This window comes from Halogranum gelatinilyticum, assembly GCF_900103715.1.
GTDB classification, from domain to species: domain Archaea; phylum Halobacteriota; class Halobacteria; order Halobacteriales; family Haloferacaceae; genus Halogranum; species Halogranum gelatinilyticum.
This window is the reverse complement of sequence record NZ_FNHL01000002.1, coordinates 498,926-523,003: the sequence shown is the minus strand read 5'-3', so window position 1 is coordinate 523,003 and position 24,078 is coordinate 498,926. Positions and strand designations below refer to the sequence as shown.

Annotated in this window: 27 protein-coding genes; 13 read left to right on the top strand and 14 right to left on the bottom strand. The window is 64.3% G+C overall.

The features are described from left to right. Nucleotides 1-14: 14 nt before the first annotated feature. Nucleotides 15-782: a sugar phosphate isomerase/epimerase family protein gene (locus BLR57_RS09235; RefSeq protein WP_089697081.1), complete on the bottom strand. Its 768-nt coding sequence runs from the start codon at nt 780-782 to the stop codon at nt 15-17. A gap of 134 nt (nt 783-916) precedes the next feature. On the opposite strand from BLR57_RS09235, the gene BLR57_RS09230 reads away from it, so the two are divergent. From BLR57_RS09230 to BLR57_RS09205, 6 genes are all read left to right on the top strand, one after another. Beyond that, the gene (locus tag BLR57_RS09230; RefSeq protein ID WP_089697078.1) at nt 917-1,132 is read left to right on the top strand and encodes a DUF3311 domain-containing protein; all 216 of its coding nucleotides are present in this window, start codon (nt 917-919) and stop codon (nt 1,130-1,132) included. Further along, nucleotides 1,125-2,696 (top strand): sodium:solute symporter family protein, encoded by a 1,572-nt coding sequence (locus BLR57_RS09225; RefSeq protein ID WP_394327570.1) that lies wholly within the window; start codon nt 1,125-1,127, stop codon nt 2,694-2,696. The genes BLR57_RS09230 and BLR57_RS09225 overlap by 8 nt, the downstream gene beginning before the upstream one ends. 87 nt (nt 2,697-2,783) lie before the next feature. Further along, the gene (locus tag BLR57_RS09220) at nt 2,784-3,593 is read left to right on the top strand and encodes a YqcI/YcgG family protein (RefSeq protein ID WP_089697075.1); all 810 of its coding nucleotides are present in this window, start codon (nt 2,784-2,786) and stop codon (nt 3,591-3,593) included. Continuing rightward, on the top strand, nt 3,590-4,156 hold the full coding sequence (locus BLR57_RS09215) for a cysteine hydrolase family protein (protein ID WP_089697071.1): 567 nt from the start codon (nt 3,590-3,592) through the stop codon (nt 4,154-4,156). The genes BLR57_RS09220 and BLR57_RS09215 overlap by 4 nt, the downstream gene beginning before the upstream one ends. 62 nt (nt 4,157-4,218) lie before the next feature. Next, entirely contained in the window at nt 4,219-5,262 is a 1,044-nt protein-coding gene (locus tag BLR57_RS09210) for a class I SAM-dependent methyltransferase (protein WP_089697067.1), read from the top strand. 33 nt (nt 5,263-5,295) lie between these two features. Then, entirely contained in the window at nt 5,296-6,189 is an 894-nt protein-coding gene (locus BLR57_RS09205; RefSeq protein WP_089697064.1) for an HFX_2341 family transcriptional regulator, read from the top strand. A 1-nt stretch (nt 6,190) separates the two neighbouring features. On the opposite strand, the gene BLR57_RS09200 is transcribed toward BLR57_RS09205, so the two are convergent. The 3 genes from BLR57_RS09200 to BLR57_RS09190 form a co-directional block, all read right to left on the bottom strand. Continuing rightward, nucleotides 6,191-7,264 (bottom strand): enolase-like domain-containing protein, encoded by a 1,074-nt coding sequence (locus BLR57_RS09200; protein WP_089697062.1) that lies wholly within the window; start codon nt 7,262-7,264, stop codon nt 6,191-6,193. A 54-nt stretch (nt 7,265-7,318) separates the two neighbouring features. Further along, nucleotides 7,319-8,065, bottom strand: a complete 747-nt coding sequence (locus tag BLR57_RS09195) for a DUF1405 domain-containing protein (RefSeq protein WP_089697059.1) — start codon at nt 8,063-8,065, stop codon at nt 7,319-7,321. Nucleotides 8,066-8,138: 73 nt separating this feature from the next. After that, nucleotides 8,139-8,552, bottom strand: a complete 414-nt coding sequence (locus BLR57_RS09190) for a DUF5518 domain-containing protein (protein WP_089697641.1) — start codon at nt 8,550-8,552, stop codon at nt 8,139-8,141. Nucleotides 8,553-8,674: 122 nt separating this feature from the next. Between BLR57_RS09190 and pdxS the strand changes: the two genes are divergently transcribed. Continuing rightward, nucleotides 8,675-9,583 carry a pyridoxal 5'-phosphate synthase lyase subunit PdxS gene (pdxS, locus tag BLR57_RS09185; RefSeq protein ID WP_089697055.1) on the top strand — a complete coding sequence of 303 codons (909 nt, stop codon included), beginning with the start codon at nt 8,675-8,677 and terminating at the stop codon, nt 9,581-9,583. Between the two features lie 171 nt (nt 9,584-9,754). Here the strand turns inward: pdxS and BLR57_RS09180 are convergent, their stop codons facing one another. From BLR57_RS09180 to BLR57_RS09165, 4 genes are all read right to left on the bottom strand, one after another. Further along, nucleotides 9,755-10,210 (bottom strand): universal stress protein, encoded by a 456-nt coding sequence (locus BLR57_RS09180; protein WP_089697054.1) that lies wholly within the window; start codon nt 10,208-10,210, stop codon nt 9,755-9,757. Between the two features lie 158 nt (nt 10,211-10,368). Next, nucleotides 10,369-11,250: a homoserine kinase gene (locus BLR57_RS09175; RefSeq protein WP_089697051.1), complete on the bottom strand. Its 882-nt coding sequence runs from the start codon at nt 11,248-11,250 to the stop codon at nt 10,369-10,371. 156 nt (nt 11,251-11,406) lie between these two features. After that, nucleotides 11,407-11,658 (bottom strand): DUF8006 family protein, encoded by a 252-nt coding sequence (locus tag BLR57_RS09170; RefSeq protein ID WP_089697048.1) that lies wholly within the window; start codon nt 11,656-11,658, stop codon nt 11,407-11,409. Between the two features lie 43 nt (nt 11,659-11,701). Further along, a complete protein-coding gene (locus BLR57_RS09165) occupies nt 11,702-11,941 on the bottom strand; it encodes a DUF7996 family protein (protein ID WP_089697044.1) in 240 nt (79 codons plus the stop codon). A 121-nt stretch (nt 11,942-12,062) separates the two neighbouring features. Here BLR57_RS09165 and BLR57_RS09160 point away from each other — a divergent pair, with 121 nt between their 5' ends. Continuing rightward, nucleotides 12,063-13,298, top strand: coding sequence for a GNAT family N-acetyltransferase (locus BLR57_RS09160; protein ID WP_089697042.1), 1,236 nt, complete (start codon nt 12,063-12,065; stop codon nt 13,296-13,298). Here the strand turns inward: BLR57_RS09160 and BLR57_RS09155 are convergent. From BLR57_RS09155 to yciH, 3 genes are all read right to left on the bottom strand, one after another. Next, entirely contained in the window at nt 13,295-14,221 is a 927-nt protein-coding gene (locus BLR57_RS09155; RefSeq protein ID WP_089697039.1) for a hypothetical protein, read from the bottom strand. The two genes, BLR57_RS09160 and BLR57_RS09155, sit on opposite strands and share 4 nt — an antisense overlap. Before the next feature lie 138 nt (nt 14,222-14,359). Then, the gene (locus BLR57_RS09150; protein WP_089697034.1) at nt 14,360-16,135 is read right to left on the bottom strand and encodes a DUF3604 domain-containing protein; all 1,776 of its coding nucleotides are present in this window, start codon (nt 16,133-16,135) and stop codon (nt 14,360-14,362) included. Between the two features lie 133 nt (nt 16,136-16,268). Further along, complete coding sequence (yciH, locus tag BLR57_RS09145; protein ID WP_089697030.1) at nt 16,269-16,568, bottom strand: stress response translation initiation inhibitor YciH; 300 nt, start codon at nt 16,566-16,568, stop codon at nt 16,269-16,271. A gap of 251 nt (nt 16,569-16,819) precedes the next feature. Between yciH and BLR57_RS09140 the strand changes: the two genes are divergently transcribed. Then, entirely contained in the window at nt 16,820-17,347 is a 528-nt protein-coding gene (locus tag BLR57_RS09140; RefSeq protein ID WP_089697640.1) for a rhomboid family intramembrane serine protease, read from the top strand. 64 nt (nt 17,348-17,411) lie between these two features. After that, nucleotides 17,412-19,079: an FAD-binding domain-containing protein gene (locus BLR57_RS09135; RefSeq protein WP_244509969.1), complete on the top strand. Its 1,668-nt coding sequence runs from the start codon at nt 17,412-17,414 to the stop codon at nt 19,077-19,079. Between the two features lie 329 nt (nt 19,080-19,408). Here BLR57_RS09135 and BLR57_RS09130 read toward each other — a convergent pair whose 3' ends face one another. From BLR57_RS09130 to BLR57_RS18925, 3 genes are read right to left on the bottom strand one after another with little or no spacing between them, the layout of a single operon-like run. Then, a complete protein-coding gene (locus tag BLR57_RS09130; protein WP_089697028.1) occupies nt 19,409-20,425 on the bottom strand; it encodes a tyrosine-type recombinase/integrase in 1,017 nt (338 codons plus the stop codon). Beyond that, nucleotides 20,422-20,769, bottom strand: coding sequence for a PadR family transcriptional regulator (locus tag BLR57_RS19610; protein ID WP_211603201.1), 348 nt, complete (start codon nt 20,767-20,769; stop codon nt 20,422-20,424). The genes BLR57_RS09130 and BLR57_RS19610 overlap by 4 nt, the downstream gene beginning before the upstream one ends. After that, nucleotides 20,762-21,178, bottom strand: coding sequence for a hypothetical protein (locus tag BLR57_RS18925; RefSeq protein WP_139173313.1), 417 nt, complete (start codon nt 21,176-21,178; stop codon nt 20,762-20,764). The genes BLR57_RS19610 and BLR57_RS18925 overlap by 8 nt, the downstream gene beginning before the upstream one ends. Nucleotides 21,179-21,387: 209 nt before the next feature. Between BLR57_RS18925 and BLR57_RS09120 the strand changes: the two genes are divergently transcribed. The 3 genes from BLR57_RS09120 (at nt 21,388) to BLR57_RS09110 (ending at nt 23,800) form a co-directional block, all read left to right on the top strand. Beyond that, entirely contained in the window at nt 21,388-21,708 is a 321-nt protein-coding gene (locus BLR57_RS09120; protein ID WP_089697025.1) for a helix-turn-helix domain-containing protein, read from the top strand. Between the two features lie 478 nt (nt 21,709-22,186). Then, nucleotides 22,187-23,131, top strand: coding sequence for a hypothetical protein (locus tag BLR57_RS18920; protein WP_139173311.1), 945 nt, complete (start codon nt 22,187-22,189; stop codon nt 23,129-23,131). A 162-nt stretch (nt 23,132-23,293) separates the two neighbouring features. Continuing rightward, on the top strand, nt 23,294-23,800 hold the full coding sequence (locus BLR57_RS09110; RefSeq protein WP_170830597.1) for a type II toxin-antitoxin system antitoxin SocA domain-containing protein: 507 nt from the start codon (nt 23,294-23,296) through the stop codon (nt 23,798-23,800). Nucleotides 23,801-24,078 lie beyond the last annotated feature (278 nt).

The following is a 24,078-nucleotide window of genomic DNA, read 5'->3' as shown; positions in this document are numbered from 1 at the left end:
ATTCGCCCGCGCTCTTACACGCGGTCGGACCACTCGCCCGCGCTCTCCACGAACGCGACCGGGTCTTCCGGCGCGTCGTGCTCGAAGACTGCCCAGTCGACGTCGGCGGCGCGGGCCGCCTCGGCGCACTCGACCAGCGGCACGTCGCCCACACCGAGGTCGACCGGCCGACCACCGCGCTCGGCGGCGGCGTCGACGGCGACGTCCTTCAGGTGGACACGCGAGATCCGCTCGCCGTACTGCTCGATGAGCGCGACCGGATCGGCTCCGGCCGCGTGCGCCCAGCCGACGTCGAGTTCGAAGTCGACGCCCTCGGTCGTCTCGACCAGCCGCTCGAAGGCGGTCTCCGACTCCTCGCCGTCGCCTGCACCGTCGCCGTCGACCGCGACGAACTCCAGCTCGTGGTTGTGGTACGCGAGCCGGAGCCCGTCGTCCGCGACGCGCTCGGCGAGTTCAGAGAGCATCGTCGCCGTCTCCGCCACCGCGTCGGCGTCGGCGAAGCGGTCGGCGTCGAGGATGGGGACGACGAGCGTGTCGGTCCCGAGGAGTGTGCAGGTCCGGACGATGTCGGCCACGTCGTCCTCGATGACCTCGATGGGGACGTGCGCGCCCGCCGCGGCGAGACCCTGCTCGTCGAGCGTCGCGCGCAACTCCGTCGGCGAGGCGTCGCCGGTCCCGGCGAACTCCGCACCGTCGAGTCCGGCGTCGGCGACGCGGGCGAGCGTCTCTTCCAGCGGTTCGTCGAGTGAGCGAAGCGAGTAGAGCTGAATCGCAGTGTCCATGAGATGTGATGTCAGGGGCCGGTAGTTAGCTCCGACGGTAGTCACCCGCCCCTGTGAAGAGAATTTGTCTTCAATACTGGCCGAAGAACGACTATTAGCAATCTTTACGTATGCGTGTGAGCTACTCTTCATGTATGCGTCCGAATACCGACGCGATCCGTTGGGCGGCCGTCTTCGCCGTCCTCGTCGCACTCGCCATCCCGTGGTTCCTGTGGGGTAACTCGCAGGTCGTCGCCGGGCTGCCGCTGTGGCTCTGGTGGCACATCGGCTGGATGGTGCTCGCGACGGCGACGTTCTACGCCTTCACACAGACCGGGTGGGACAGCGTGATGGGGGTCAGCCGTGGCTGACCTGTTACCCATTCAGACGGGGTCGGGTGACCTCGGAATCCAACTCGGCGTCATCGGTCTCTACCTCGTCGTCGCACTCGGCGTCGGGCTGCTCGCCTACCGCGTGACGAGCCGCGAGGCCGAGGACTACTATCTCGCGAGCCGGTCGATGGGGACGGTCGTCCTCCTGTTTACGACCTTCGCGACGCTGCTCTCGGCGTTCACCTTCTTCGGCGGCCCGGACCTCGCGTTCAACGCGGGTCCCGAGTGGATTCTCGTCATGGGGCTGATGGACGGCATCCTCTTCGCCATCCTCTGGTACGTCATCGGCTACAAACAGTGGCTCGTCGGCCGCACGCAGGGCTACGTCACGCTCGGCGAGATGCTCGGCGACCGCTTCGGCTCGACTGGGCTCCGCGCGCTCGTCGCCGGTATCTCCCTGTTCTGGCTGTTCCCGTACGTGATGCTCCAGCAGATGGGTGCCGGTGAGGCACTCGTCGGCCTCACCGACGGGATGATTCCCTATTGGGCTGGCGCGGCACTCATCACCGTCTTCATGATCATCTACGTCGTCCTCGCTGGCCTGCGGGGCGTCGCCTGGACCGACACGATTCAGGGGCTGTTCATGCTCACCGTGACGTGGGCGGCGGTCGCCTGGGTCCTCGTCGCCGTCGGCGGCCCGGGTGCCGCCACGAGCGCGCTCGCCCAGAACAACCCCGACTTCCTCGCACTCGGCGGCGGGGAGGGAAGCTTCGACCTCTTCACCCTCTCGGGTGGGGGGCTGTACTCGGCGAAGTGGATGATCTCCTCGGCGGTCACCATCGCCTTCGGCGTCGCGATGTTCCCGCAGATCAACCAACGGTTCTTCGTCGCGAAGTCCGACCGCGTGCTGAAGCGGTCGTTCGCGCTCTGGCCCGTGCTCGTCGTCCTCCTCTTCGTTCCGGCGTTCATGCTCGGGTCGTGGGCGCAGGGGCTCGGCGTGACGGTGCCCGAGGGCGGCAACGTCGTCCCGGCACTCCTGAACGAATATACGCCAGTGTGGTTCGCCGCGCTCGTCATCGCCGGTGCGATGGCGGCGATGATGTCCTCGTCCGATTCGATGCTCCTCTCGGGGTCGTCGTATCTGACGCGGGACATCTACCGGCCGCTCGTCGACCCCGCCGCCAGCAGCCAGCGTGAGGGCTGGGTGGCCCGCTTCGGCGTCGTCGCCTTCGCCGTCATCGCCTTCGTCGCCAGCCTGTTCCGGCCGGGGTCGCTCGTGACCGTCGGCGACACGGCCTTCGGCGGCTACGCACAGCTCGCGCTGCCGGTCATCGTCGCGCTCTACTGGAGCGGGACGAACCGAAACGGGATGATTGCGGGACTCGTCGGCAGCCAAGCCTTCTACCTCGCACACGTTTTCTCACCCGCCATCGCCGACCTGCTCGGCCTCGGTGGCGGGCTGCCGGCGACCTATCTCGGCTGGGACTTCGCGCTCTACGGGATGGCACTCGGTCTGCTGCTCACCGTTGCTGTCTCGGCGTTCACGTCGCCGTCGGCCGCGGAGAACTCGACGCGCTTTACCGACGGGCTGCGCGCCGACTGACCTGTCGTCGACGCTACGTCCTGTTTTCGCACTCGAACGGTCGGCCGGGACCGAAACCTAAATCGCTCCGCATCCCTGATTTCGACTATGAACGAACCGGGGGTTCAGTCGCTCCTCGACCAAGAGACGGTGATGGGCCGTATCGACTCCGGCGACCTGCCCGACTGGGCGGTCGACCACTTCGAGACGTTCCACGCCTCCATGCTCGACGAGCGCGACGGCGAACCGTTCCCCTGCTACTTCGGCATCGAATCGGAGCGCAACGGCGACGCGCTCTACACCTTCGTCGAGTCGACAACCCAGCCGGACGCGCTGTTCGCACTGCGGGACACGCTCATCGAATATCTCGACACGTTCCAGGACTTCAGCGACCGCTGCTCGCTCGTGACGTTCTTCAAGCCGCCCGAGGAGGACCTCACAGAACGCGAGTACCACGAACAGCTCTGGCACGTCCTCCAGTTCCTCCACGTCCACGACCCCGAGCCGTGGCCCGAGGACATCCCGACAGACCCCGACAGCGAGTACTGGGAGTTCTCCTTCGCCGGCGAGTCGATGTTCCCCACCTGCCGCGCGCCGTTCTACGAGGAGCGGATGAGCCGCTACTGTCCGCTCGGGCTGGAAATCACGTTCCAGCCGCGCAAGCTGTTCGAGGGCATCACGGCCGACACCGAGGCGGGTCAGCAGGCCCGCCAGGTCATCCAAGACCGTCTCGCAGCCTACGACGGCGTCTGTCCGCACGCCAAGATCGGCGACTGGGGCGTCGAGGGCGACCGCGAGTGGCACCAGTATATGCTCTCGGCCGACGAGTCCCAAGCCCCCGACGAGTGCCCCATCGAAATCTCGCGTGAGCATCCGAAGGCTCCGGTTCCGGAGCGGTGGCAACGGGTGAAGGCGTGAGTCTCGACGCGCTCCCCGACGACGCACTTCTCCTCCTCGTCGACCTTCAACAGGGCTTCGACGACCCGGTCTGGGGCGAGCGCAACAACCCCGACCTGGAGACGCGACTCGCGGATCTGCTCGAAGCCTGGCGCGCCGCCGACCGCCCCGTGGTCCACGTTCGCCACGACTCGACCGAGGAGAACTCGCCGCTCCGCGGTGACGCGCCGGGCTTCGCGTTCAAGCCCGAGTTCGTCCCGCAAGAGGGCGAGAAAGAGCTGGTCAAGCGCGTCAACAGCGCGTTCGTCGGCACGGAGTTAGCGGACTATCTCCACGAGAACGGCCACGAGACGGTCGTCATCGCCGGGTTGACGACGGACCACTGCGTGTCGACGACGACCCGCATGGCCGAGAACCTCGGTTTCGAGCCGATTCTCGTCGACGACGCGACGGCGACGTTCGACCGAGAGGGACCGAGTGGTGAGTACTACTCGGCGGAGACGATGCACAAGACCGCGTTAGCGCACTTGCATCGGGAGTTCGCGCAGGTCGTGTCGAGCCGGGACGTGTTGGGCCGGATTTGAGCGAGCGGTAGTCGGGTTCGTCTGCTGACAACTCTGATGCTGTCGGGTGACGTATCGGTTCCATGCCCGTCGCGCCCAATCTCTTCGAGCGGTTCGTCATGCTCCAACTGAACAGAGCACCCGGACCCGTCCTCGATCTGGTCGGTGCGGGCGGCGAGCGGGCCGTCGGCCTCGCACTGGACCTCGGACTGTTCGAGGCGCTCGCGACAGGCCCGGCGACCCTCGACGACGTGGCCTCACAGCTCGACTGCGAGCCCGCTGGACTCGAGCCGCTCTGTGACTTCCTCACCGCCCTCGGCTACCTCACCCGTGACGGCAACCGCTACGCCACCACGCCGATGACGGAGCGGTGGCTACTCGCCACCGACGGCGTCGGCCCGTGGCTGACGTTTTGGCACGAGGTGGTCTTCCCGTTCTGGGAGGCCAACATGACGACCGCCGTCCGGACGGGAGCACCCGAACAGACGCTCTACGAGTGGCTGGACGACCACCCCGAGCGGTGGCAGCTGGCTCACGAGGGCTTTCGCGCTGCGGCGGCCGTCCTCGCCCCAACCGTCGTCGAGAAGGTGAGTCTCCCAAGCCACGCCCGCGTCCTCGACGTCGGTGGCGGTCACGGGCTGTACGCGGCCACGCTCGCCGACCGCCACACCGACGCGCTGGTGACGGTGTTCGACACCGAACCTGCCCGAGCGGTGGCACTGGAGACAGCCCGTGACGCGGGCGTTGTTGACCGCTTCTCGTTCATCGCCGGCGACTACACGACCGACGAGCTGGGTGAGGGCTACGACACTGCCCTCCTGTTCAACGTCGTCCACGCCCACGACGGCCCGGAGAACGTCGCCCTGTTCGAGCGAGTCCGCGACGCGCTCGTTCCCGGCGGCCGACTGTACGTCCTCGACCAGTTCGACGGGACGGGGCGGACGACGCTGGCCCGTGCGACGGTCGGGTTCGTCGGCCTCACCTATCTCGTCACACTCGGCCACCGTGCCCACGACGTGGACGACGTCGTAGCGTGGCTCGCCGAGGCCGGCTTCGAGGTCACCGACCGGGAGTCGTTTCTCACCGCACCGGGCGTCTCGTTGCTCGTCGCGACGCCCGCGAAGTGAATCCTTTTGCCCGGGTCTTGCGAACCGACGCCCATGCAAACCCACATCGTGCCGGTCGGCTTCGATTACGACCGGCTCATCGCGCCGCTCATCCGCGACCAACTGGACGTGGACCGCGTCATCCTCTTGGAGGGCGCAGTTGGTAGCGAGGCCAACGTCGAATACTCTCGGAACCTCTCGAAGAAGCTCGAAAAGGACTTCACGAACCTGCTCGGTGCCGAAACCGAGCGCGTCGTCGTCGCCGGTGTCTACGACTACGACGCCGCTTTCGAGCAAGCCTACGACCTCATCAACGCCGAACTCGACGCCGGAAGCGAGGTCTGGGTCAACATCAGCGCGATGCCGCGGCCCGTCTCCTTCGCCTTCGCGACGGCGGCGCACTCCATCACCCTCGAACGGCAGGAGGACCGCGACCGCATCCACACCTACTACACCGCCCCCGAGAAGTATCTGGAGACCGAGTTGGCCGAGGAGTTGCGCGCCGCGAAGGACCTGCTCGCGGGCGTCCGCGACGGCGACCTCGACGCCGACGACGAGGAGATCGCGACCCATCTCGCCAGCATCTCCGACCTGTTGGAGGAGTTCGACGAGCGGGGGACGACCATCGGCGCGAAGAAGATCGGTGACGGCCACATCGTCGAGCTACCGGTCGCCTCCTTCTCGAACGTCAAGCCCTTCGAGGAGGTCATCCTCTTTCTCCTCGGCGACCACGGCGAGTTCGCCTCGGTCTCGGAGTTGGCAGAGGTGCTCGCCCGCGAGTTGAACGAGGAGTACACGGACAGCTTCCGCTCGAAGGTCATCTACAACGTCGACCGCCTCGGTCCCGGCGGCAAGGGCTACGTCGAACAGGAAGAACGCGGGAAGTCCTACCGGACGCGGCTGTCGCGTATCGGCGAGCTGTGGGTCCGCGCCCACGCCGACAACTAACTCAGAACGAGAATCCCAGACCGTCCGGCTCTGCGGAGGGCTGGAGCGGACTCGTCGGGGCGTCCTCGGGAATCTCGGGGTCGTTGTAGACGCCGGGTGCGACGTCGTTCGGGCCGTCCGCGTAGAACAGCGAGGCGAGTGCCTGGATGTGGTCTCTCCCCACGCTGAGTTCGAACTGGCCGCCGCCGTAGAGGGTGATGTTGTTCTCGGCGGCGTACTCCAGGGTGTCGAACAGCGACTCGACCGTCCCGAACCGCGAGGGCTTGATGTTGAGCCACTGCGGCGGGAAGGGGAGTTTTTCGATGCTGTCGACGCCGGTGATGGGGTAGTCCCACGAGATGCGCGGGACGTTGTTTTCGAGGAGCAGGGCCGTCCCGTCGGTGAAGCCAGGGTCCTCGACGACCGCCTCGCCGAAGCCGTCGAAGACGCGCTGGTAGAGTTCGGGGTCCGGCGGCTGGTCCACGTCGGTCCCCTCGTACTGGCCTTTCAGATCAAGGATACGTACTGCGCCCGTCGACGCGAGGTCGTCGACGATCTCGTCGTCCCACTCCGAGATCGGGTCGAGTTTGAACTCCGTGTCCGGGTAGGCGTCGAGCAGGTCGTGGACGCGGTCGGTACTCGGTGGCTCGCCGAGGCGGGTGCTGACGACGAACCGGAGCGGCCCGTACTCCTGGCCGAGTGCCGCTCCGAGATTCGTCTCCGCTTGCTTGAGCGCGAGGTCCAAGCCCGCCGATTCGACGGCCCAGCGACGGTAGGCGTGACCCGTCTTCCGCTCGGGGTCCTTCGTCGGAAAGAGGTCGACGTCGTCCAGCGCGTCGGAGAACTCGGCGAAACTGTACTCGCCGGGAGCCAGTTGGTCGTCGCCGTCGCCGACGAGCGGGGGAGCGTCCGCGAGCGCGTCGTGGTCCTCGGCGTCGTAGGTGACGTCCTCGCCCTGTCCGGTGACGCCGTCGCCGTGGAGCGCGTAGACGGTCGAGACGCGCACGAAGTCACTGGAAGTGTCGCGCTCGTGGCGCGTGCGGTCGCTCGACTCGACGGTGAGTGGACGGTCCGCGACGGCGTCGAACAGGCTCATGCGCCGTCTTTCGCTCCCTTCCGGTTTAAGAATACGTGCGCCGGCGAGTGCTCGTTACTCCTCGATTGCACCGACTTCCAGTTTCTTCACGCGCGTCGACAGTGCCCAGAACGTCGCCGTCAGCGTCAGGACCACCGCGCCAGCAGCGGCGTACTCGTGGGCCGGCGAGGGATGGGTGAAGAAGCCGGTCGTCGCGTCGATCATCTGTCCGGGGACGTTCGTGTGGTGCGGCGTGCCGACGATGGGGACGAAGTAGTCGACGACGTCGTTGAAGCCGTACCACAGCAATGCGACGGCGACGGCCTTGACCGGGAAGTCCGAGTAGCGGTGGATGAGGAAGGCCTCGACGACCATCGCGAGATGGCTGCCGAAGAGGAAGGCGTACATCGGCCAGCCGACGCCGATGAAGCCGTCGAAGAAGACCGTGAGGACGTACGGCGTCCAGAAGCCGAGTTTCCAACAGCCGAAGAAGGCCAGGGCGTTGACGTACTCGTTCGACCGGCCGAGTTTCCAGAGCGCGAGCGAGAGACCGATGAAGAGCGTCGCGACCGGGCTGTCGGGGACGAACGCCCACATCGAGACGGGCTCGTTCGCGAACTGCAGACCGATGAGCGGCGTCGAGAGCGGAATCGGCTGGAAACCGTAGTACCAGAAGCCGAAGGCCGTCCCGGCGAGGTTGATGGCGACGATGAGCCACGCGGCTCTGAGTCCGAAGTCCTCCAACCACCGTGGCAGCGGTGCGAGCCACCGCGGGAGGTCGGCCGGGTCGGACAGCCGACCGTCCCTGTCGGTCACAGACATGACGAGTCGGAAGGAGAGCGGTGATAAAGTGATGACGGTCGCCGAAGCCGGGTCAGTCGGTCCGGTCCTCGGACTACGCGTCCATGTGATTCTCGTCCTCGACGCGCTCCTCGGCGAGATACGCACCGAGGTAGCCGCCGACCGCACCGAGACCGACCGTGTAGAGACCGGCGACGAGGAACACGATGAGCGCGAGCACGAGACCACCGACGGCGAGTCCGAGGCCGCCCGTCCCCGACGGGACGATGGTGAAGACGCTCGCGATCAGGAGGGCCGCGAGCACGACGGGGATGGTCGCGATGACACCCGAGATGGCACCGACCTTCACCCCCTCTTCACGGCTGCCGTGCTGGAGGTAGCCGGCGACGCCGCCGCCGATTATCGGCGAGAACGGGACGAACGACACGACGACCGTGACGACGGCGCCGATGAGGGCGTTGACGAGTGTGCTCTTGCGTTGTGGCTGCTGCTTGGTTACTGTTGACACGAGAATCACCTACCTATTATGTCGCGCGCTGAGGTAATAACGTCCGCTGTGTGCCGGCGGTTCACGCCTCGTGATAGCACCGGAAAGACACCCGTTAAGTGTGTCCGCTCCAAGCCTCAGCTATGCCCGAGGAGACTGACCTCGAAGACCTCAAGCGCGGAACCGAACTCGTCAAACGAGGGTTCGCGCAGATGCAGAAGGGCGGCGTCATCATGGACGTCGTCACGCGCGAACAGGCTCGAATCGCCGAGGACGCCGGTGCGGTCGCCGTCATGTCCCTGGAGGCCGTCCCGGCCGACATCCGCAAGCGCGGCGGCGTCGCCCGGATGGCCGACCCCGCAGCCGTCGAGGAGATCATCGACGAGGTCTCCATCCCGGTGATGGGGAAGTCCCGCATCGGCCACCACACCGAGGCACAGATCCTCGAAGCCGTCGGCGTCGACATGATCGACGAGTCGGAAGTCCTGACCCCCGCCGACGACGAATACCACATCGACAAGCGCGAGTTTACCTCGCCGTTCGTCTGCGGCGCGCGCAACCTTCAGGAGGCACTCCGCCGCATCGACGAGGGCGCGGCCATGATTCGCACCAAGGGCGAGGCCGGGACCGGCGACGTCAACCAAGCCGTCACCCACCAGCGCGCCATCAAGGGCGCGATTCGCCAGCTCACCGGCATGAACCACGAGGAGCGTGAGAAGTGGGCCCGCGAGCACGAGGCCCCCGCCGACCTCGTCCACGAGACCGCCGAGATGGGTCGGCTGCCCGTCGTCAACTTCGCGGCCGGTGGCATCGCCACGCCCGCCGACGCGGCACTCATGATGCACCACGGCTGTGACGGCATCTTCGTCGGCTCCGGTATCTTCGGTGCCGAGGACCCCGTCGAGATGGGCAACGCCATCGTCGAGGCCGTCAACAACTGGGACGACCCCGAGACGCTCGCCGAGATCGCCTCCGGCATCGGCAAGGGGATGAAGGGCCAGTCGAACACCGACATGAAGGACGAGGAGAAGCTGCAGGGCCGCGGCGTCTAGAAACGACCTTTTTTCAGCGTGGGGCCTCGGCCGCCTACGGCGGCCTCAACCCCACTAAAAAAGCTCGGCGAAAAAACCCGCCCCGCGAGACTCGCTTCGCTCGCTCGCGGTACAACGTTATTGAACGCTTCCGCACTGCGACAGCAACAACACCGCCACTGCGACGGTTCTCTACTCTTCGTCGCCGAGCAGCACCGTCACCGGGCCGTCGAAGCTGAGCAGCACCTGCTGGGTCAGGTCGCCGAAGAGTGCCTTCCCCGTCGGTGAGCGGCGGCGACCGCCGATGAAGAGATGGTCACAGCCGTAGGCGTCGGCGACGTCGAGGATGCTGTCGACTTTGCGGCCGAAGACGACCTTCGTGTGGTAGTCGACGTCGCGGCCGTCGAACGCCCGCGAGGCGGCTTTCTTCAGCTTTCGTGTCGCAGACTCCTCGGCCTGTTCGATGGTGTAGACGACGTCCGAGGAACCGATGGCGGCGACGGCGTCCTGCGTGCGCTCGTACTCCTCGGTCGGCGTGACTGAGAGGAGCACGAGTTCTGCCCCGTTGCCGGCGACGATGTCGCCAGCCTCGCGGAGGATGCGGTCGCTACGGTCCGTGTCGGTGACGACGACGAGTGCACGGTTCATATCTCAGAGAGGGGTGGGGAGGTGATGAACATTCTCGGAGAACTGTCATCTCGGGCCACGCCAGTGTCTCTCGTGTAGCGGTTGTCACGGGTGAGAGCCTGACATAGTCGCGAGAGCAACGGCTCACGGTACGAGACGACACCGAACTCACAGCGACGTCAGCGACTGAGAACTTCCGCGCCGTCGCCGATGCGGGTCTGGTAGGCCCGCGAGTCGACGCCGGCGTCGGCGAAAGCGTCGACCATCGCGCTGGCGATCTCCCGACGGTCCCCGGAGTGGCAGGCCGCGAGGATACCCGGACCGGCCCCGCTGACGGTCACACCGGTCGCGCCCGCCTCGAAGGCCGCCTCGCGGACCATCTCGTAGCCCGTGATGAGTTCCGCGCGGACGGGCGTGACGACCCGGTCGTGCATCCCCTTGCCGACGAGGTCGGGGTCGTTCCGACACATCCCGGCGGTCAACGTCGCCGCACGGCCGACCGTGTGGACGACGTCGTCCATCGACGCCTCCGAGGGGACGACCCGCCGGGCGTCGCGCGTCGAGACGGCGATTTCGGGAAGACAGGCGACGAGCGGAATCGACGCCGGGACCGTCGTGATGTCGCCGTTCGCGGCGATGGTGAAGCCACCGAGGATGGAGGGGCAGACGTTGTCGACGTGGGCCTCACCGGAGACGACTGCCTCGCCCTCGCCCGCGATGGGGACGAGTTCCTCCCGCGTGAGACCGCGGTCGTAGAGTTCGTTGAGACCGACGGCGACCGCGGCCGCGCTCGCAGCCGACGAGCCGAGTCCCGAGGCCGGTCGGATGCCCTTGTCGATCTTGATGTGAGCGGGCGCGTCGAGTGCTTCGACGACCGCGCCGACCGTGTTGCGTTTGGGGTCTTCGGGGATGAACTGGCTGCCCGCGCCCGTCACCTCGATGGTCGTCTCGTCGGCTTTCTCGACACTGACCACGTCCGCCGGGTGGTCGAGGGCCACACCGAAGACGTCGAATCCGCTCCCCAAGTTGGCACTCGTCGCCGGGGCCCTCACCGTAATCATGCCTTGCGGTTTCTGAGGTCGAAGCAAAAAGGTAGCGAAGATGGAGATTATCCCGGCCGCGCCGGGACGTCAGTGCCGAAACGAGTCACCGGGACCGTCGTCGTGAGCGGCCACGGAGTCGGGAAGTCCCGAGCCGGAGAGTCCGGAGTCGGAGAGTTACTTGTTCGCCGTGACGTACAGCAGGGGGCCGACGATGAGCAGTGCAAGCCCGAGGAACAGGTAGTGTGCGGCAGCGATGGACTGCGGCGTGAGCATGAAGATGACGCCGAACAGTACCGTGTTGATGGCGACGATCTTCTGCGATTTCAGCGGCAGTGCCCCGAGTGTCGTCACGACGAAGCCCAAGAGCAGTGCCTGCCCGACGTTGTAGTTGAGCAGGAAACTGTCGATGACCTGTAGCGGCAGCATTCTTGTTCCTAACTCACCGCGAATACCGCATTAAAGTTCCGTTCTACTGCCCGCCCGGTCCGGTCAACTCCATGTGCCGGAGCCAGCCGTACCAGAGGGTGAACACCATCCCCCCGTAGCCGAGCACGAAGACGACCATGCCGAGCGTCTCGAAGCCCGCGTTGCCGAGAAGCCACCGGGCGATACCCGAGCCGACGACGCCGACGAAGAGGATGGCCAGAACGAGCAGCCGGTCGCCCGACAGCAGTCCATCCGCTTCACTCTGCTCACTCACGTCACTCATACTACCGCCTCGGGACCGAAGCGACCTGAACCCCTCGGTTCGTCGCCGTCGGCTCTGGGGTCAGTGACACGCAGCCACACGCCACCACGAAGGTTTTGACCCTCCCCGCCGTCTCCCGGTTATGCACTACCGCCCCATCCCCGAGGCCCACGACGACCGCGTCAACCGGCTTCTCACCTACGCCTTCCGCCCCGAGGCCGGACCGGACCCCGACAACGAGGACCATCCCCGCCCCGACATCTACCACCGACGCGGCCTGTACGACGTCGCCCCCGACACCAGCGACGAGGACCTCGCGGCCGACGACCTCCGGGTCATGTGCGCCTACTACGACTTCACGGCGCGCATCCGCGGCGACTTCCACCACGTCGGCGGCGTCTCGGCGGTCGCCTCCCCGCCCGAGTCGCGCCGACAGGGCTTCATCGGCGACCTCTTGGCCCATCTCCACCGCGAACTCCGCGAAGAGGGTATCGCGTTCGCCGTCCTCTGGCCCTTCGAGTACGAGTTCTACCAGCGCTTCGGCTACGGGATGACAAACCAGTCCACCGAGACGCGACTGCCGCCGGAGGAACTCGCGGCCGTCGTGCCCGCCCCCGCCGGATCGTTCCGCCGCCTCGCTGCCGACGACTGGGCCGCCGTCGACGACGTCCACCGCGAGTGGGCCACCGAGACGCTGAGCCTCGACCGTACCGAAGGCTGGTGGCGGACTCGCACCTTCCGCGGCTGGCGGCAGGACCCCTACGCCTACGGCTGGGAAGACGAGTCGGGCGAGCTTCGCGGCTACGTCTTCTACACGGTCGACGAGGACGGCGACGACAAACGCATGACCGTCCACGAACTCGCCGGGCTGGACGAGGCGGCCCGCGGCCAGCTCCTGCGCTTCTGCCGCGACCACGACTCGCAGGTCGACGAGGTACGGCTCCACGGCCACCGCGACGAGCCGACGCTGCTCGATAGCCTCCCGGACCCCCGCGCCGCCGAGGTCCGCATCAAACCCGGACCGATGGTCCGTATCGTCGACCTCGAAGCCGCCGTCGACGCGCTCTCGCTCGCCCCCAGCGACGTGGCAGGGACCGTCGCCCTCGCCGTCTCCGACGACCAGTACGCGTGGAACGACGGGCTGTTCGTTCTCTCGGTCGACGGCGACGGGGTAACCTGTCGCCGTCACGACGGTGGCGGGCAGGAAGATGCGGACGTGACTGTCGGCATCGGCGCGCTCTCACAGCTCGTCGTCGGCTCGCGCTCCGTCGCGGATCTCGAACGCACCGGCGACGTGACTATCGAGACGGACGCGGCTCGCGACAGCTTGGCCGCTGTGTTCCCCTCGGAGCGGGTCTTCCTCCGCGAAGGGTTCTAACTCCCGGAGTCGGTCGTCGCCGCTGGCCCACCCGTCGGAACGTCGCCCTCGTCGCTCGGGTTTCCGCCGTCGTCAGCGGGCCACTCGACCGTCGGCGACGCGTCGTCAATGTCGGCGAGAAAACGCAGCGTCGTCGTGCTCAACGCCAGTCCGAGCGGCGCGGCCGCGACGGCACCGACGAGGATCCCGGCGAGGCCGAGGTTGACGACGACCGCCGTGCCGACGAGCGAGACGACCGCGGAGAACCCGGCGAAGCCGAGCGTGTAGCCGAAGTAGCCCTTCGTCCCGGTCGCGAGGTCGAGACTCCCGGCGACGGCGTCCGCGAGGCCGCGTTCGCGGAGGACGACCAGATACGGAATCGGATAGAACAGATAGCTGAGCAGTAGCCCGACCGGTATCGCGATGAGAATGAGTACGACTCCCGGCCCGCTCGGGCCGAGGAGGAAGACGCTCCCGACGAGTCCGAAGCCCAGCGCGGTCACGGCGAGTCGGTAGACCAAAAGCGGGACCGTGTACCGGCCGACGGCCACGCCGAAGTCGTACGACCCCGTCGTCAGCTGCTGTCTGAGGCTGCCGAGGAAGCCGGCGGTCAGGAGGGCTTCGAGACAGAGGAGGAGCACGAGACCCGCGGCCGCCACCGAGAAGGGGATAGAGGGGAACGCGAACAGGCCGCCGAGGGTCACGTTCGTCCCGCCGGTCCCGGTCGAGAGCGTCTGCTGTGGGAGCTGGACGAACGTCCAGACGTCGACGACGGCCGACGGCGGGCGGAGCGTCACGCCGATCGAGAAGTCGCTCTCGCGGGCGAAGATCCGCTGTATCGCGTCGACGTTCAGGAGCGCGACGACGAACGGGACGAACGCGAGTTCGAGCACGTCGCTCGCGCGGTCCCAGCCGTCGTCGAGTCGCGTGAAGAAGTCAGGCACGACGGGTCACCGCCCTGCCGCTGGGCGGCTGGGTGAATCGGTATCGCCGTCGGACTGTCGGACCTGCCGCTGTCGTCTCGGACGTGTGGAGGGCATATCCCCACTCACTGAGGGCGGGAGAATAAGTGCGTCGACAGGTCAGGCGACTTCGACCCACACCGGGCCGACCCACGCCATCCCGCCGTCGGTCTGGGTCACCCGGACGTAGTAGACGTCGGCGTCGGTGCCGCGCTCCTCGTCCCAGGCCATCCCCGTCACCGGCTCGTCGTCGGTGACTGTGGCCGTGCAGACGTACTCCGAGAGGTCTACCGTGTCGCCGACGGACTCGGCAAGGCTGCCGTTTTCGAGATGGGTGACAGCGAACTCGTCGCCGTCGCCGTCGCCGTCGTCGACCCCGCCGTCGCTGGCCGCCAGTCCCTCGGTCGCGCTCGTGAGGGTGGTCGCGTCCGCGAGCACCTCGTTGTTCTTGACGACCTCCACGCGCTCCAGCGGCGCGGTCCCGGCGACGTCGACCTCGACGGTTCGCTCGGTCTCCGCGTCGTCGACGACGACCGTGCTGTCGTTCTCGCCGACGCGCGTCCCGTCGACCGCGAAGTCGACGACGATGCGGTGGGGCTGGGTCGTCCCGTAGACCCGCCGGTCGGCGAGGGCGTCGAAGATGCCGTCACGCGAGAGGTCCGTGGCCGAGAAGGCGTTGAGACCGCCGGGGTAGCTCCCCTCGTCCCAGACGCGCCAGATGTTGGCCCAGCCGAGGCCGTCCTCGCGCCACTCGGCGAGACTCGGGAGATGGGCGTCAGCGTGGATGAGCGAGTGGCCCGGATGCGGCCCGTGGTAGTCCGCGGAGGCGACCATCCCCACGCGGTAGCCGAGTTCGAGCGCGTCCTGCACGTAGTGGCCCGGTTCGTCGACCTCGCCCTGGCCCATGGCGAGCGGGTATTGGTTGCCGTCGCTGCCGGGACGTTCGCTCGACCCCCACTGCGAGTAGACCTCGACGAGCGGCGCGAGCTCGTCGTCGTAGTCCATCGCCGAGAAGTCGAAGGGATACATCTTCTCCGCGGGATGGTGGGGGATGGTGAGTGCCTGCCCCTCGCCCGACTCGTTCCACTCGCGCAGGCGGTCCCAGAGCTTCTCGTAGGTGTCGGTCTCCGTCGCGATCGAGTCGAACAGCTCGGCCTCGTCGACGCCGTCGAAGTAGACGTTGATGTGGCCGCCGCGGTTGGGCTGTTTCGTCCACTCGTAGGCCATGAGCGTGACGAACTCGCCGGGGTCGTGGAAGTCGTCGGTAACGGACTTCATCCGGTCGAAGTAGTCGCGGTGCATCCGCTTCTGTTGCCAGCTCGGCGGGATGAAGAAGCCCATCGTGTCGTGGTCGGTGTAGGCGACGACGTCGAGCGCCATCACGTCCCGCCCGAAGCGCATCCCCTTCGCCATGCTCCCCGTGCCGTCGGAGATCTGTGAGTGCAGGTGGATGTCGCCCCAGTAGAGCCGTCGGTCAGGCTCGGTCTCGTGTACTCGGACGGGGTTCGTGACGAACCGCTCGCCCGACTCGTCGTGGGTGAGGACGAGATAGTGGACGCCCGGCGTCTCGAAGGAGAGCTCCCTGAGTTTCGTCACCCCGCCGTTGTGCGGGTCGAAGCGGACCTCCTCTGGGTGGTCCGCGTCGGGGTCGGTCGCGGCGAGCGCGAACGAGCCGCGGAAGTCGTCGACGAGCCGTTCACACTGGTCCCACGCCTGCACCGTCAGCTCGACGGACTCGCCGACGACAGCGTCCGAGGGGAGCACCGCGTGGGCGCGCTCGAAGTGCTGGGTTCGATTCGCCAGCAGGGTCCCGAGCGAGGGGACGTTGCGGACGAACACGCCGACGCTCTCTTTGGCTTTGAACAGCGGGCCGTCGGTGGCGACGTCGCGGAACATCTACGTTGGCTGTGGTCCTCGCGATATTTGAACTATCGGGCTATTCGAACGGCTCTCGCATGGGCACGGAGCCGAGCCGTCGCTCTCGACGCACCAACGACGAGAACGACGAGAACGACGACCGACGAGTCGGTTAGCGGACCACGTCGTAACCGCGGTCGGCCAGGAGGTCCGGAACGCGCCGGAGATGGTTCCCTTGCAGTTCGATGGTGCCGTCTTCGACCGTCCCGCCACAGGCCAGTGCCCGCTTGAGGTCGCTCGCGAGCGACTTGACGTCGGTGTTGCGGTCGAAGCCCTCGACGAGGGTGACCGGCTTTCCGTAGCGTCGGCTGTCGACACGGACCGTGAGCAGCTGTCGGGCGCGCTGGAGGTCGTCGTCGATGCCGAGTTCTTCCGGAAGACCGGTGATGCTTGTGAAGTCGTCCTTTGCCACGCTCGAAGTACGAGACGAGCGGATAAGTACTGATAGGGACTGTGCGAAGGCGTGACCCCAGCGTGTGCTCTCTACCTGGGCGAAGGGTTTTGGTCGACCCCTACCGACGGGCCACCAGAGCCGTGTCCTCCACTCGCCCTCACACCACCGACGCCGGAACCCGCCCCGGCGTCGACTCCGACCCTCCCGACTCCCGGTCGCTCGTCTCGCGCGCGCTGCTCGGTAACCCGGTCGTCGAGACGCTCGCGGCGATGGCCGTCGTCTCGCTTCTGACGTGGACCGCCGCGCTCGTCGGCCTCACCGGGCTGTTCGTCCTCGCACCGCCCGTGCTCTCGCCACCGTGGGCACTCGTGACGAGCGTCTACGCGCACGCCGGTCCGGGCCATCTGGTCTCGAACGCCGTCGTCGTCGCCGTCGCGGGCAGCCTCGTCGCGTGGTCGACGACGCGCCTGCGGTTTCACGCCTTCTTCCTCACGACGGGCGTCCTCGCCGGTCTCGCGCAGGTCTGGCTCGGCGGTCTCTTCGCTCCCGGTGTCGGCGTCCTCGGTGCCAGCGGCGCGGCGTTCGCACTCGTCGGCTACGTCCTCGCGGCCAATCCCGTCTCGTCGACGCTGCTCGACCGCTTTCGCCTCCCGCCACGCGTGACGGTCCTCCTCGTCGCCGTCGTCGCAGGCGGGCTGACGCTGCTGTTCAGCGCGCCCGGCAGCGCGCTCGTCGCACATCTCACCGGTGCGGTACTCGGGCTGGTCGCCGGACGACTCAGGCTGCTTCGCGTCTGAGCCGTGGTGCCGCGACCCCGCTCCACACCACACGGTTATTCGCTCTCGCTCCGAAGTCCGACGCGTGTCCCGCGAGACGCAGCCGACACCGGACGACAGCCCCGCCGGTGGCGACACCGGAGACGTTGCTGACGCCGAAGACGGTGACGGAATCACAGACGTCGACGACGCCGAAGACGTCGGCACCGCTGTCACCGACGAGAGCGAGAGCGACGGCACCGCGTGCGTCCTCTGGCATCGCCGCGACCTCCGCGTCGCCGACAACCCGGCCGTCACCTACGCCACCCGCGAGTACGACACCGTCTGTCCGCTGTTCCTCTTCGACCCCCAGTTCTACACCGACGGCTCGCTCGCCTGCGACGCCCGCCGCCGGTTTCTCCACGAGTCGCTCGACGACCTCGGCGAGCAGTACGCCGAGCGCGGCGTCGACCTCGTCCTCGCCCACGGCGACCCCGAAACGATTCTCGGACAGTTCGTCGACCGCGGCTGGGACGTCGTCACCACGGCCGAACCGACCGGCCGCTACGGCCGCCGCCGCGACGACCGCCTCGCCGACCGCTTCGGCGTCACCTTCGTCGACGGCGACGGGCTTCGTCGCGGTGTCGACGACCCCCGCGAGAACTGGAGCGACCACGTCGAGACCTACTTCGAGACTGACACCGTCGCACCCGACGACTCCGGATTCGGCGACCACGGCGTGGACTCGACGGTCACGACCACGGCAATCGAGGAACAGTACGACGTCTCTCCCGAGAAGACCGGCGTCCCGAAGGGCGGCCGCCGGGCGGGGGTCGCCCGGCTGGACCGCTTCGTCGACGTGATCCGGTCGTATCCGTCGTCTATCTCCTCGCCGAGTGCCGCAGAGACGGGCACCAGTCGGCTCTCGGGCTACCTGCGCTTCGGCTGTCTCTCCGTCCGCGAGGTCTACCAGCGCGTCCAGCGCGACGCACCCGACGGCAGCGGGCGGTCGATGTTCGTCTCGCGACTCTACTGGAACCGCCACTACAACCAGAAACTCGAAGACTGGCCCGGCTGGATGGACGTCGCGGTCAACCCGGTGTTCCGGGGGTTCAACCGCTCGAACCACGACGCCGACCTCGTCGAGACATGGAAACGCGGCGAGACGGGGTTTCCGATGGTCGACGCCTCGATGCGCTGTCTCCGCGAGACGGGCTGGCTCAACTTCCGAATGCGGGCGATGTGCGCCTCCTTTTTCGGCTATATCCTCGAACAGCCCTGGCGGGTCGGTGCGGACTGGTTCTACTACCATCTCGTCGACGCCGACCCGGCCATCAACTACACCCAGTGGCAGATGCAGACCGGCGTCACCGGCGTCCACTCCATGCGGATCTACAACCCACGCAAGCAGGTCCGCGACAACGACCCTGACGGCGAGTTCGTCTACCGATGGGTACCGGAACTCCGCGACCTCCCAGCCGACTATCTCGACCAACCCGAAAAGACACCCCTCCACGTCCAGTCGGAGTGCGGCGTCGAAGTCGGTGAGGACTACCCCCGGCCCATCGTCGGCTACGAGGCCAAACGACAGTCGGCACAGGACCGCTTCGGGAAGTTGCAGGAGCGAGCGAGCGAAGCGATGGCGGATCCGGAGATCCGTCGCCGAGCGTCGTTCTCTCGACGTGGAGGCCCGGAACCTGTTGCAGACGACGACGCGGGTGACGGGCAGGGAGGCGGCGACAGTGACCAGGCGACGCTGGGCAGTTTCGAGTGAGACGGTGCTGCGTTTAGATGCTCATCTAAATATTTAGCTAAACGGGAGACCCTATGCTTCAGACAGTTGTCTTCGAGGCTCCGGTGGACGTCCACGGACGAAACAGGCGTCATTCCCGGTGGTGAGGAGTCGAGAAGACAGCACCGAGAAGTCTCTCGGTGGTGTTGTAACGAAGTTAAGTGGCTGGGGAGTTGTCTGGCCCCAGCCGCACTCGGCCAAGGGCCGAGTGCAAAGTGGATGGGCCAACGCGGCGACTGGCGAAGAACCTAGTCGGAAACTGGCCGGCAGGTTCGGGCGGGAAATTGGGGTTGTGAAAAAGCGCACCAGAATCACTCCAGCTTCTCCAGGTGCTGACGACGCTGTTCCATCCGGTCGCGCTTCGTCCGACGGTCGTAGTGCTTGTCGATGATCTCGGGCGTCGCGTTCACGCGGCCGCTCACGATGTCGGTCGGGATGTCCTGCCGTAGTTGGTGAGTGATTGACCCACGACGAATCGGGTGAGCACTCACAGACGACGGACAGCGACTCGCCGAGGTACGGTTGATGGCCTCGCACTCGGCGAGCTCGCGTCCGTGCGGACAGTTCCCCCAATTGCAGGGGCGAGTGGACGCGTAGAAGTCACCGCGGATGTTCGAAATCGAGACGCGGCCGTGTGAAGACGAGAGGAACGGCTTCCGTCCGAACTCGTCGGTCACGTCGAAGTGGTTGACCTCGAGGTAGTCGTGGAGCACCTGCCCGATCTCCAGCGTGATACTGATGTCACGTTCGCCGTCGATACCGTTCTTCAGCGGCGTGTCGCTCTCCGGTCGGTGGCGGAGTTCGATGCAGAGGTCCTCGAAGTCGACGTCGTCGACATCGATGGCGTGCATCGCACCGATACGCATCCCGGTGTGCCACGCGAGAAGTACCTCGACGTGCTTCCGGCTCGCGTAGTGGTACGTGTCGAGCCACTCGAGAATCGCTTCAGCGTGGTCGGGCTCGAGTTTGATGTCGCGAGCCTCCTCGCCGCGCTTGAGCCGCGGGAGGATGATTTTCGAGGCGAGGTTGGAGTCGACGGCGTCGACCGTCGCACAGAACTGCAGGAACCGCCGGAGTGTCGAGAGCTGTCCCTGCATCGTGACCGGCTTCAACCCGTCCTCCTCCCGGCGGTGAACGCGGAAGAAGTGGAGGTCGCGGCCGCCGAGGTCGTTCATGTTGGTAATCTCGTTGTCCTGGCACCACTCGACGAACTTCTGGAGTCGATAGTCGTGCGACTGCAGCGTCTGGTCGCTGACCTCGTTGCGTCGAGAGTCGAGATACATCTTCACCGCCTCGCGGGGTTTGAGCGGCTCGAGGTCGTCGGTCATGCGTCGTCACCTTCCTCGGAAACTTCTGGACCCAAGTGACGAGCCTGCCACTCGAGGTATTCACGAAGCGCGTACTGTCCCTTCTCGGTGAGGACGTAGAAGTTCGTGCGCTCGTCGAGTTGACCTTTGGCGACGAAGTCATCGTCGACGAGTCTCTCGAGGTTCGTGTAGAGGCGGCTGTGGTGAATGACCCTACCGTAGACCTCTCTGAGACGCCGCATGATTTCCAGCCCGTAGCACTGCTCAGTGTCCTCTTCACCTGCGATAACGTACAGTGCGTTAGTCTGGAACGCGGTGAGGTCGGAGACCAACAGTTCCTCACGGGACTGCGTGGCTTCAGACAAGGTTGCTCACCTCCACACCGTTGACGACGAACTCGTACGGGTTCCCACACTCGGGACACTGCCACTCGAAGCCGGGGAAGTGAACGCGCTCGTTCTCGTCGATGTACGCTGGTTCGTCGAGTTCGACGGTCTCGTTCCAGCCGTCGCAGAGGTCCGGCGCGCCACACGGTGTGGTACACCGGACGTCGATTTCTGTCTCTCCCTCGAGGTCGAAGAAGTCGTACTCGTCGCGTCCTCCGTCGCACCGGAGACGCGCACACGTAGAACAGACGCCCTCGCGGGTCCGTGCGTCCAGCCCTTCGGCTGGTCGGATGCCACAGACTGCGCAGTCAGCGTCGTCGCTCTTATCAAAGGGCGGTGCCTCCACTGTCGTGCGGGACTGCAATCCCGCGGTCTTAATTTCCGTCATAGCGGTTGACGGAGCTTCCCCGTGGTGGTGGTTCCAGCACCACCGCGGGGCCTACAAAATCATCACCAGCCGTCAGCTCGTCTCACAACTCCGCATCTACGCTGTAGAACCGTTGTTACATATATGTAACGACGTGTCGTAACAGTATGCCCGAATACTATCGGTAGGAAACCAATTGTATACCCAACGCCCGTGTTTATTCGCATCTAATGCGACATTCGGGTTCGTGGATGACTATTTGGGACGACAGAATCCTCGAGGTGATTCGTGAGGAGGGTTCTGGCTCTCCGAAGCAGTTGGCGGATAGCGGATTCATCCACGTATCTCGCGCCCACGTATCTCGTCGTCTGAAAAAACTGGCCGAAAATGGGATGCTCACCGCTCTCGGCAACGGTGTCTACATCATCACCGAGAAGGGTGAACAGTATCTCGACGGCGAGTGGGATGCTGAGCAGGACCGTCCGGTAAACGCTGTTGAAGATGAAGGCGATAACGGAAACAGCAATGGCGTCGCTGAATCCGGTTCGTAGGAAAATTATCAATGTCGGCTCCGAGGAAGAGTGGTCGGTGGCAGAATGCTGTAGATGACCGGATACTGGAGATGCTGCAAGCTGAAGGCCTCTGCTCACCCGAGTTCATCTCGCGTGAGTTGAGTGCCGACGCTTCAGCTCGTCGCGTGCGAGAGCGGTGTCGTGTACTGTCTCACGCAGGGATGGTCGCGCCGATCTCCGACGATGCCGATGCAGATCACTTCGAGATTACTGTGTGGGGCGAGTTGTACCTCGAGGGGAAGGTGAACGCGGAGTTGATGCGGCCGATGCCGAGACCGCGGCCACCGGATAAAGTGAGACCGAGTGAGTGGGCTGGGTTTGTTTAATGAAAACCTCAGTGGAAAAGTGAATTCATTGACCACAATTCAGTTGTGATATCAATATATGCTGGCGTGAAAACCAGCTCACAACTGTGTGACAAACAGGCATATATGTGATGCTTATAATTTCTCCTCTAATGAAAATTCAAGACATAATTGATAAGTTTGTATATGCTAGCTTCGCTCTTGCCTTATCTACGGTCTGTTTCTATATTCTTTCAATATTAATCCTAATGTTGGCACCGGAAGGGGATGAAATCCAACTATTTGGCATTATTATTGACGCTACCCTTACCCTAGGGCTTTTGTATCTGTATTGGAGTTCAGGACAGACACAACAAGAGCAAGCCGATGCCCTAAGCGATCAGGCGGCTGCCCTTTCTGCACAAGCAGAGTCACTATCTGATCAGGCCTCCTTCCAAGAGAAACAAACTTCGCTTCTTGATTCCCAGAGCGAGATTCAGAGAGATCAAAAAGAAATCTTATCATTGAATCAAAAGCCGAATCTTGTAGTTGATAAATTAAGGCCTTACAGCGAACCAAGTAGCCAATTTAAACTGAAGATTTCGAACATTGGTACCGGCCCTGCGAGCAACATTCGTGTGAAGATCACACCACATACAAAATCAGACGACATGATTCTCAAACCTCATACTGAGGATGTTACTCTTGATGAAAGTGAATTAGATTGGTATCAAGCAGATGATAACTATCTCCATCCTAAGCAGTCGAATATTTTCATCATATCTCCAAGTGTGTTGGTCAAAAAGGAATATGGACATGGCAACGATAGATTTTCACCATGGGCTTTTGAGCTAATATCACAGAAATTACATGAGGTGTCTGGGATAGGTGTGTATTCGTTTTCGATAGGACTTGAATATCAGGGAGTGGATGGATCAAATTATTCGACCGAAGTCGTCCAATTCATAGTTCCAATCAAGGGTAGAACATCTCTTGAAACAGCGATTAAAATGGGTGCCACTAAGGCTCAAATAGAAAATTCCCCCAACCCACCAGACATTCAAGTACGTCATGTGCAAATGGATCCAGACACAGCAGTTCGTGAAGAGGAGTGGTAGGTTCCAGAGTCAATGAAGTAGGACTTAATTGATTACGTATTCACGGGCTTTCACCCCGAGTGACTGATGGGGACCGGTTCACAATTGACACCATATAATAGATTGAAGAACGTACATTCACACTCCACAACACTATTCCATACTCGCCCTATTAGGCTTGATATGGCTAATATCGACGATATCGACCGCAGAGAGGACGTCGCATTTCTGCTCTTCCGATATGCCGACGAGATCGAGGGAACCACACGCCTACAGAAGCTACTCTTCCTCATCGAACACGAGAGCGAGTTCAGTAACCTCTACGAAGACATCACGTTCGAATTCGAGTCTTACCACTACGGTCCCTTTTCGGAAGGTGCATTCGACGCGTTGGAGTTCCTCATCTCTCTGGGTGCCATCGAAGAAATTGAATCCGACGAAGACTATGACTACATCCGAGACTCCGAGGATCGGAGCAACCATGCCGGAAAGAAGTTCGTGATAACTGAGAAAGGCCGCAAAATCAGCCAAGAGCTGGACGCTGTTCTTGACCCCGAGACGAAGGAAGATCTGGAGACACTCGTCGAGAAATACAATGACCTGGAGTTAGACGACCTCCTCGAGTACGTTTACGAGCAATACCCAGAGTACACCGACAAGTCGAAAATCAAGGAAGACGTTCTGGGGTAGGTCTCTGATGTACTGGTCGGAAAAATATCAACTGGGCATTGTCGCTGACTACCTCCGCGAAGAAGGGTACCAATTTGCAACAGAGGCACGTCTCTACTCTATCCCTATCGACATCGTCGCCTTACAGGGCAATACCACGGTCGCTGTGGAACTGAAATCTCGAGACTTCAAGCGAGGAATCAACCAAGCCGAGAGAAACACCTCAGTCGTGGACTTCTCTTACCTATCGGTTTGGGAAGAGAACATCACCGACGATCTCGTCTCTCGGATTGATGATT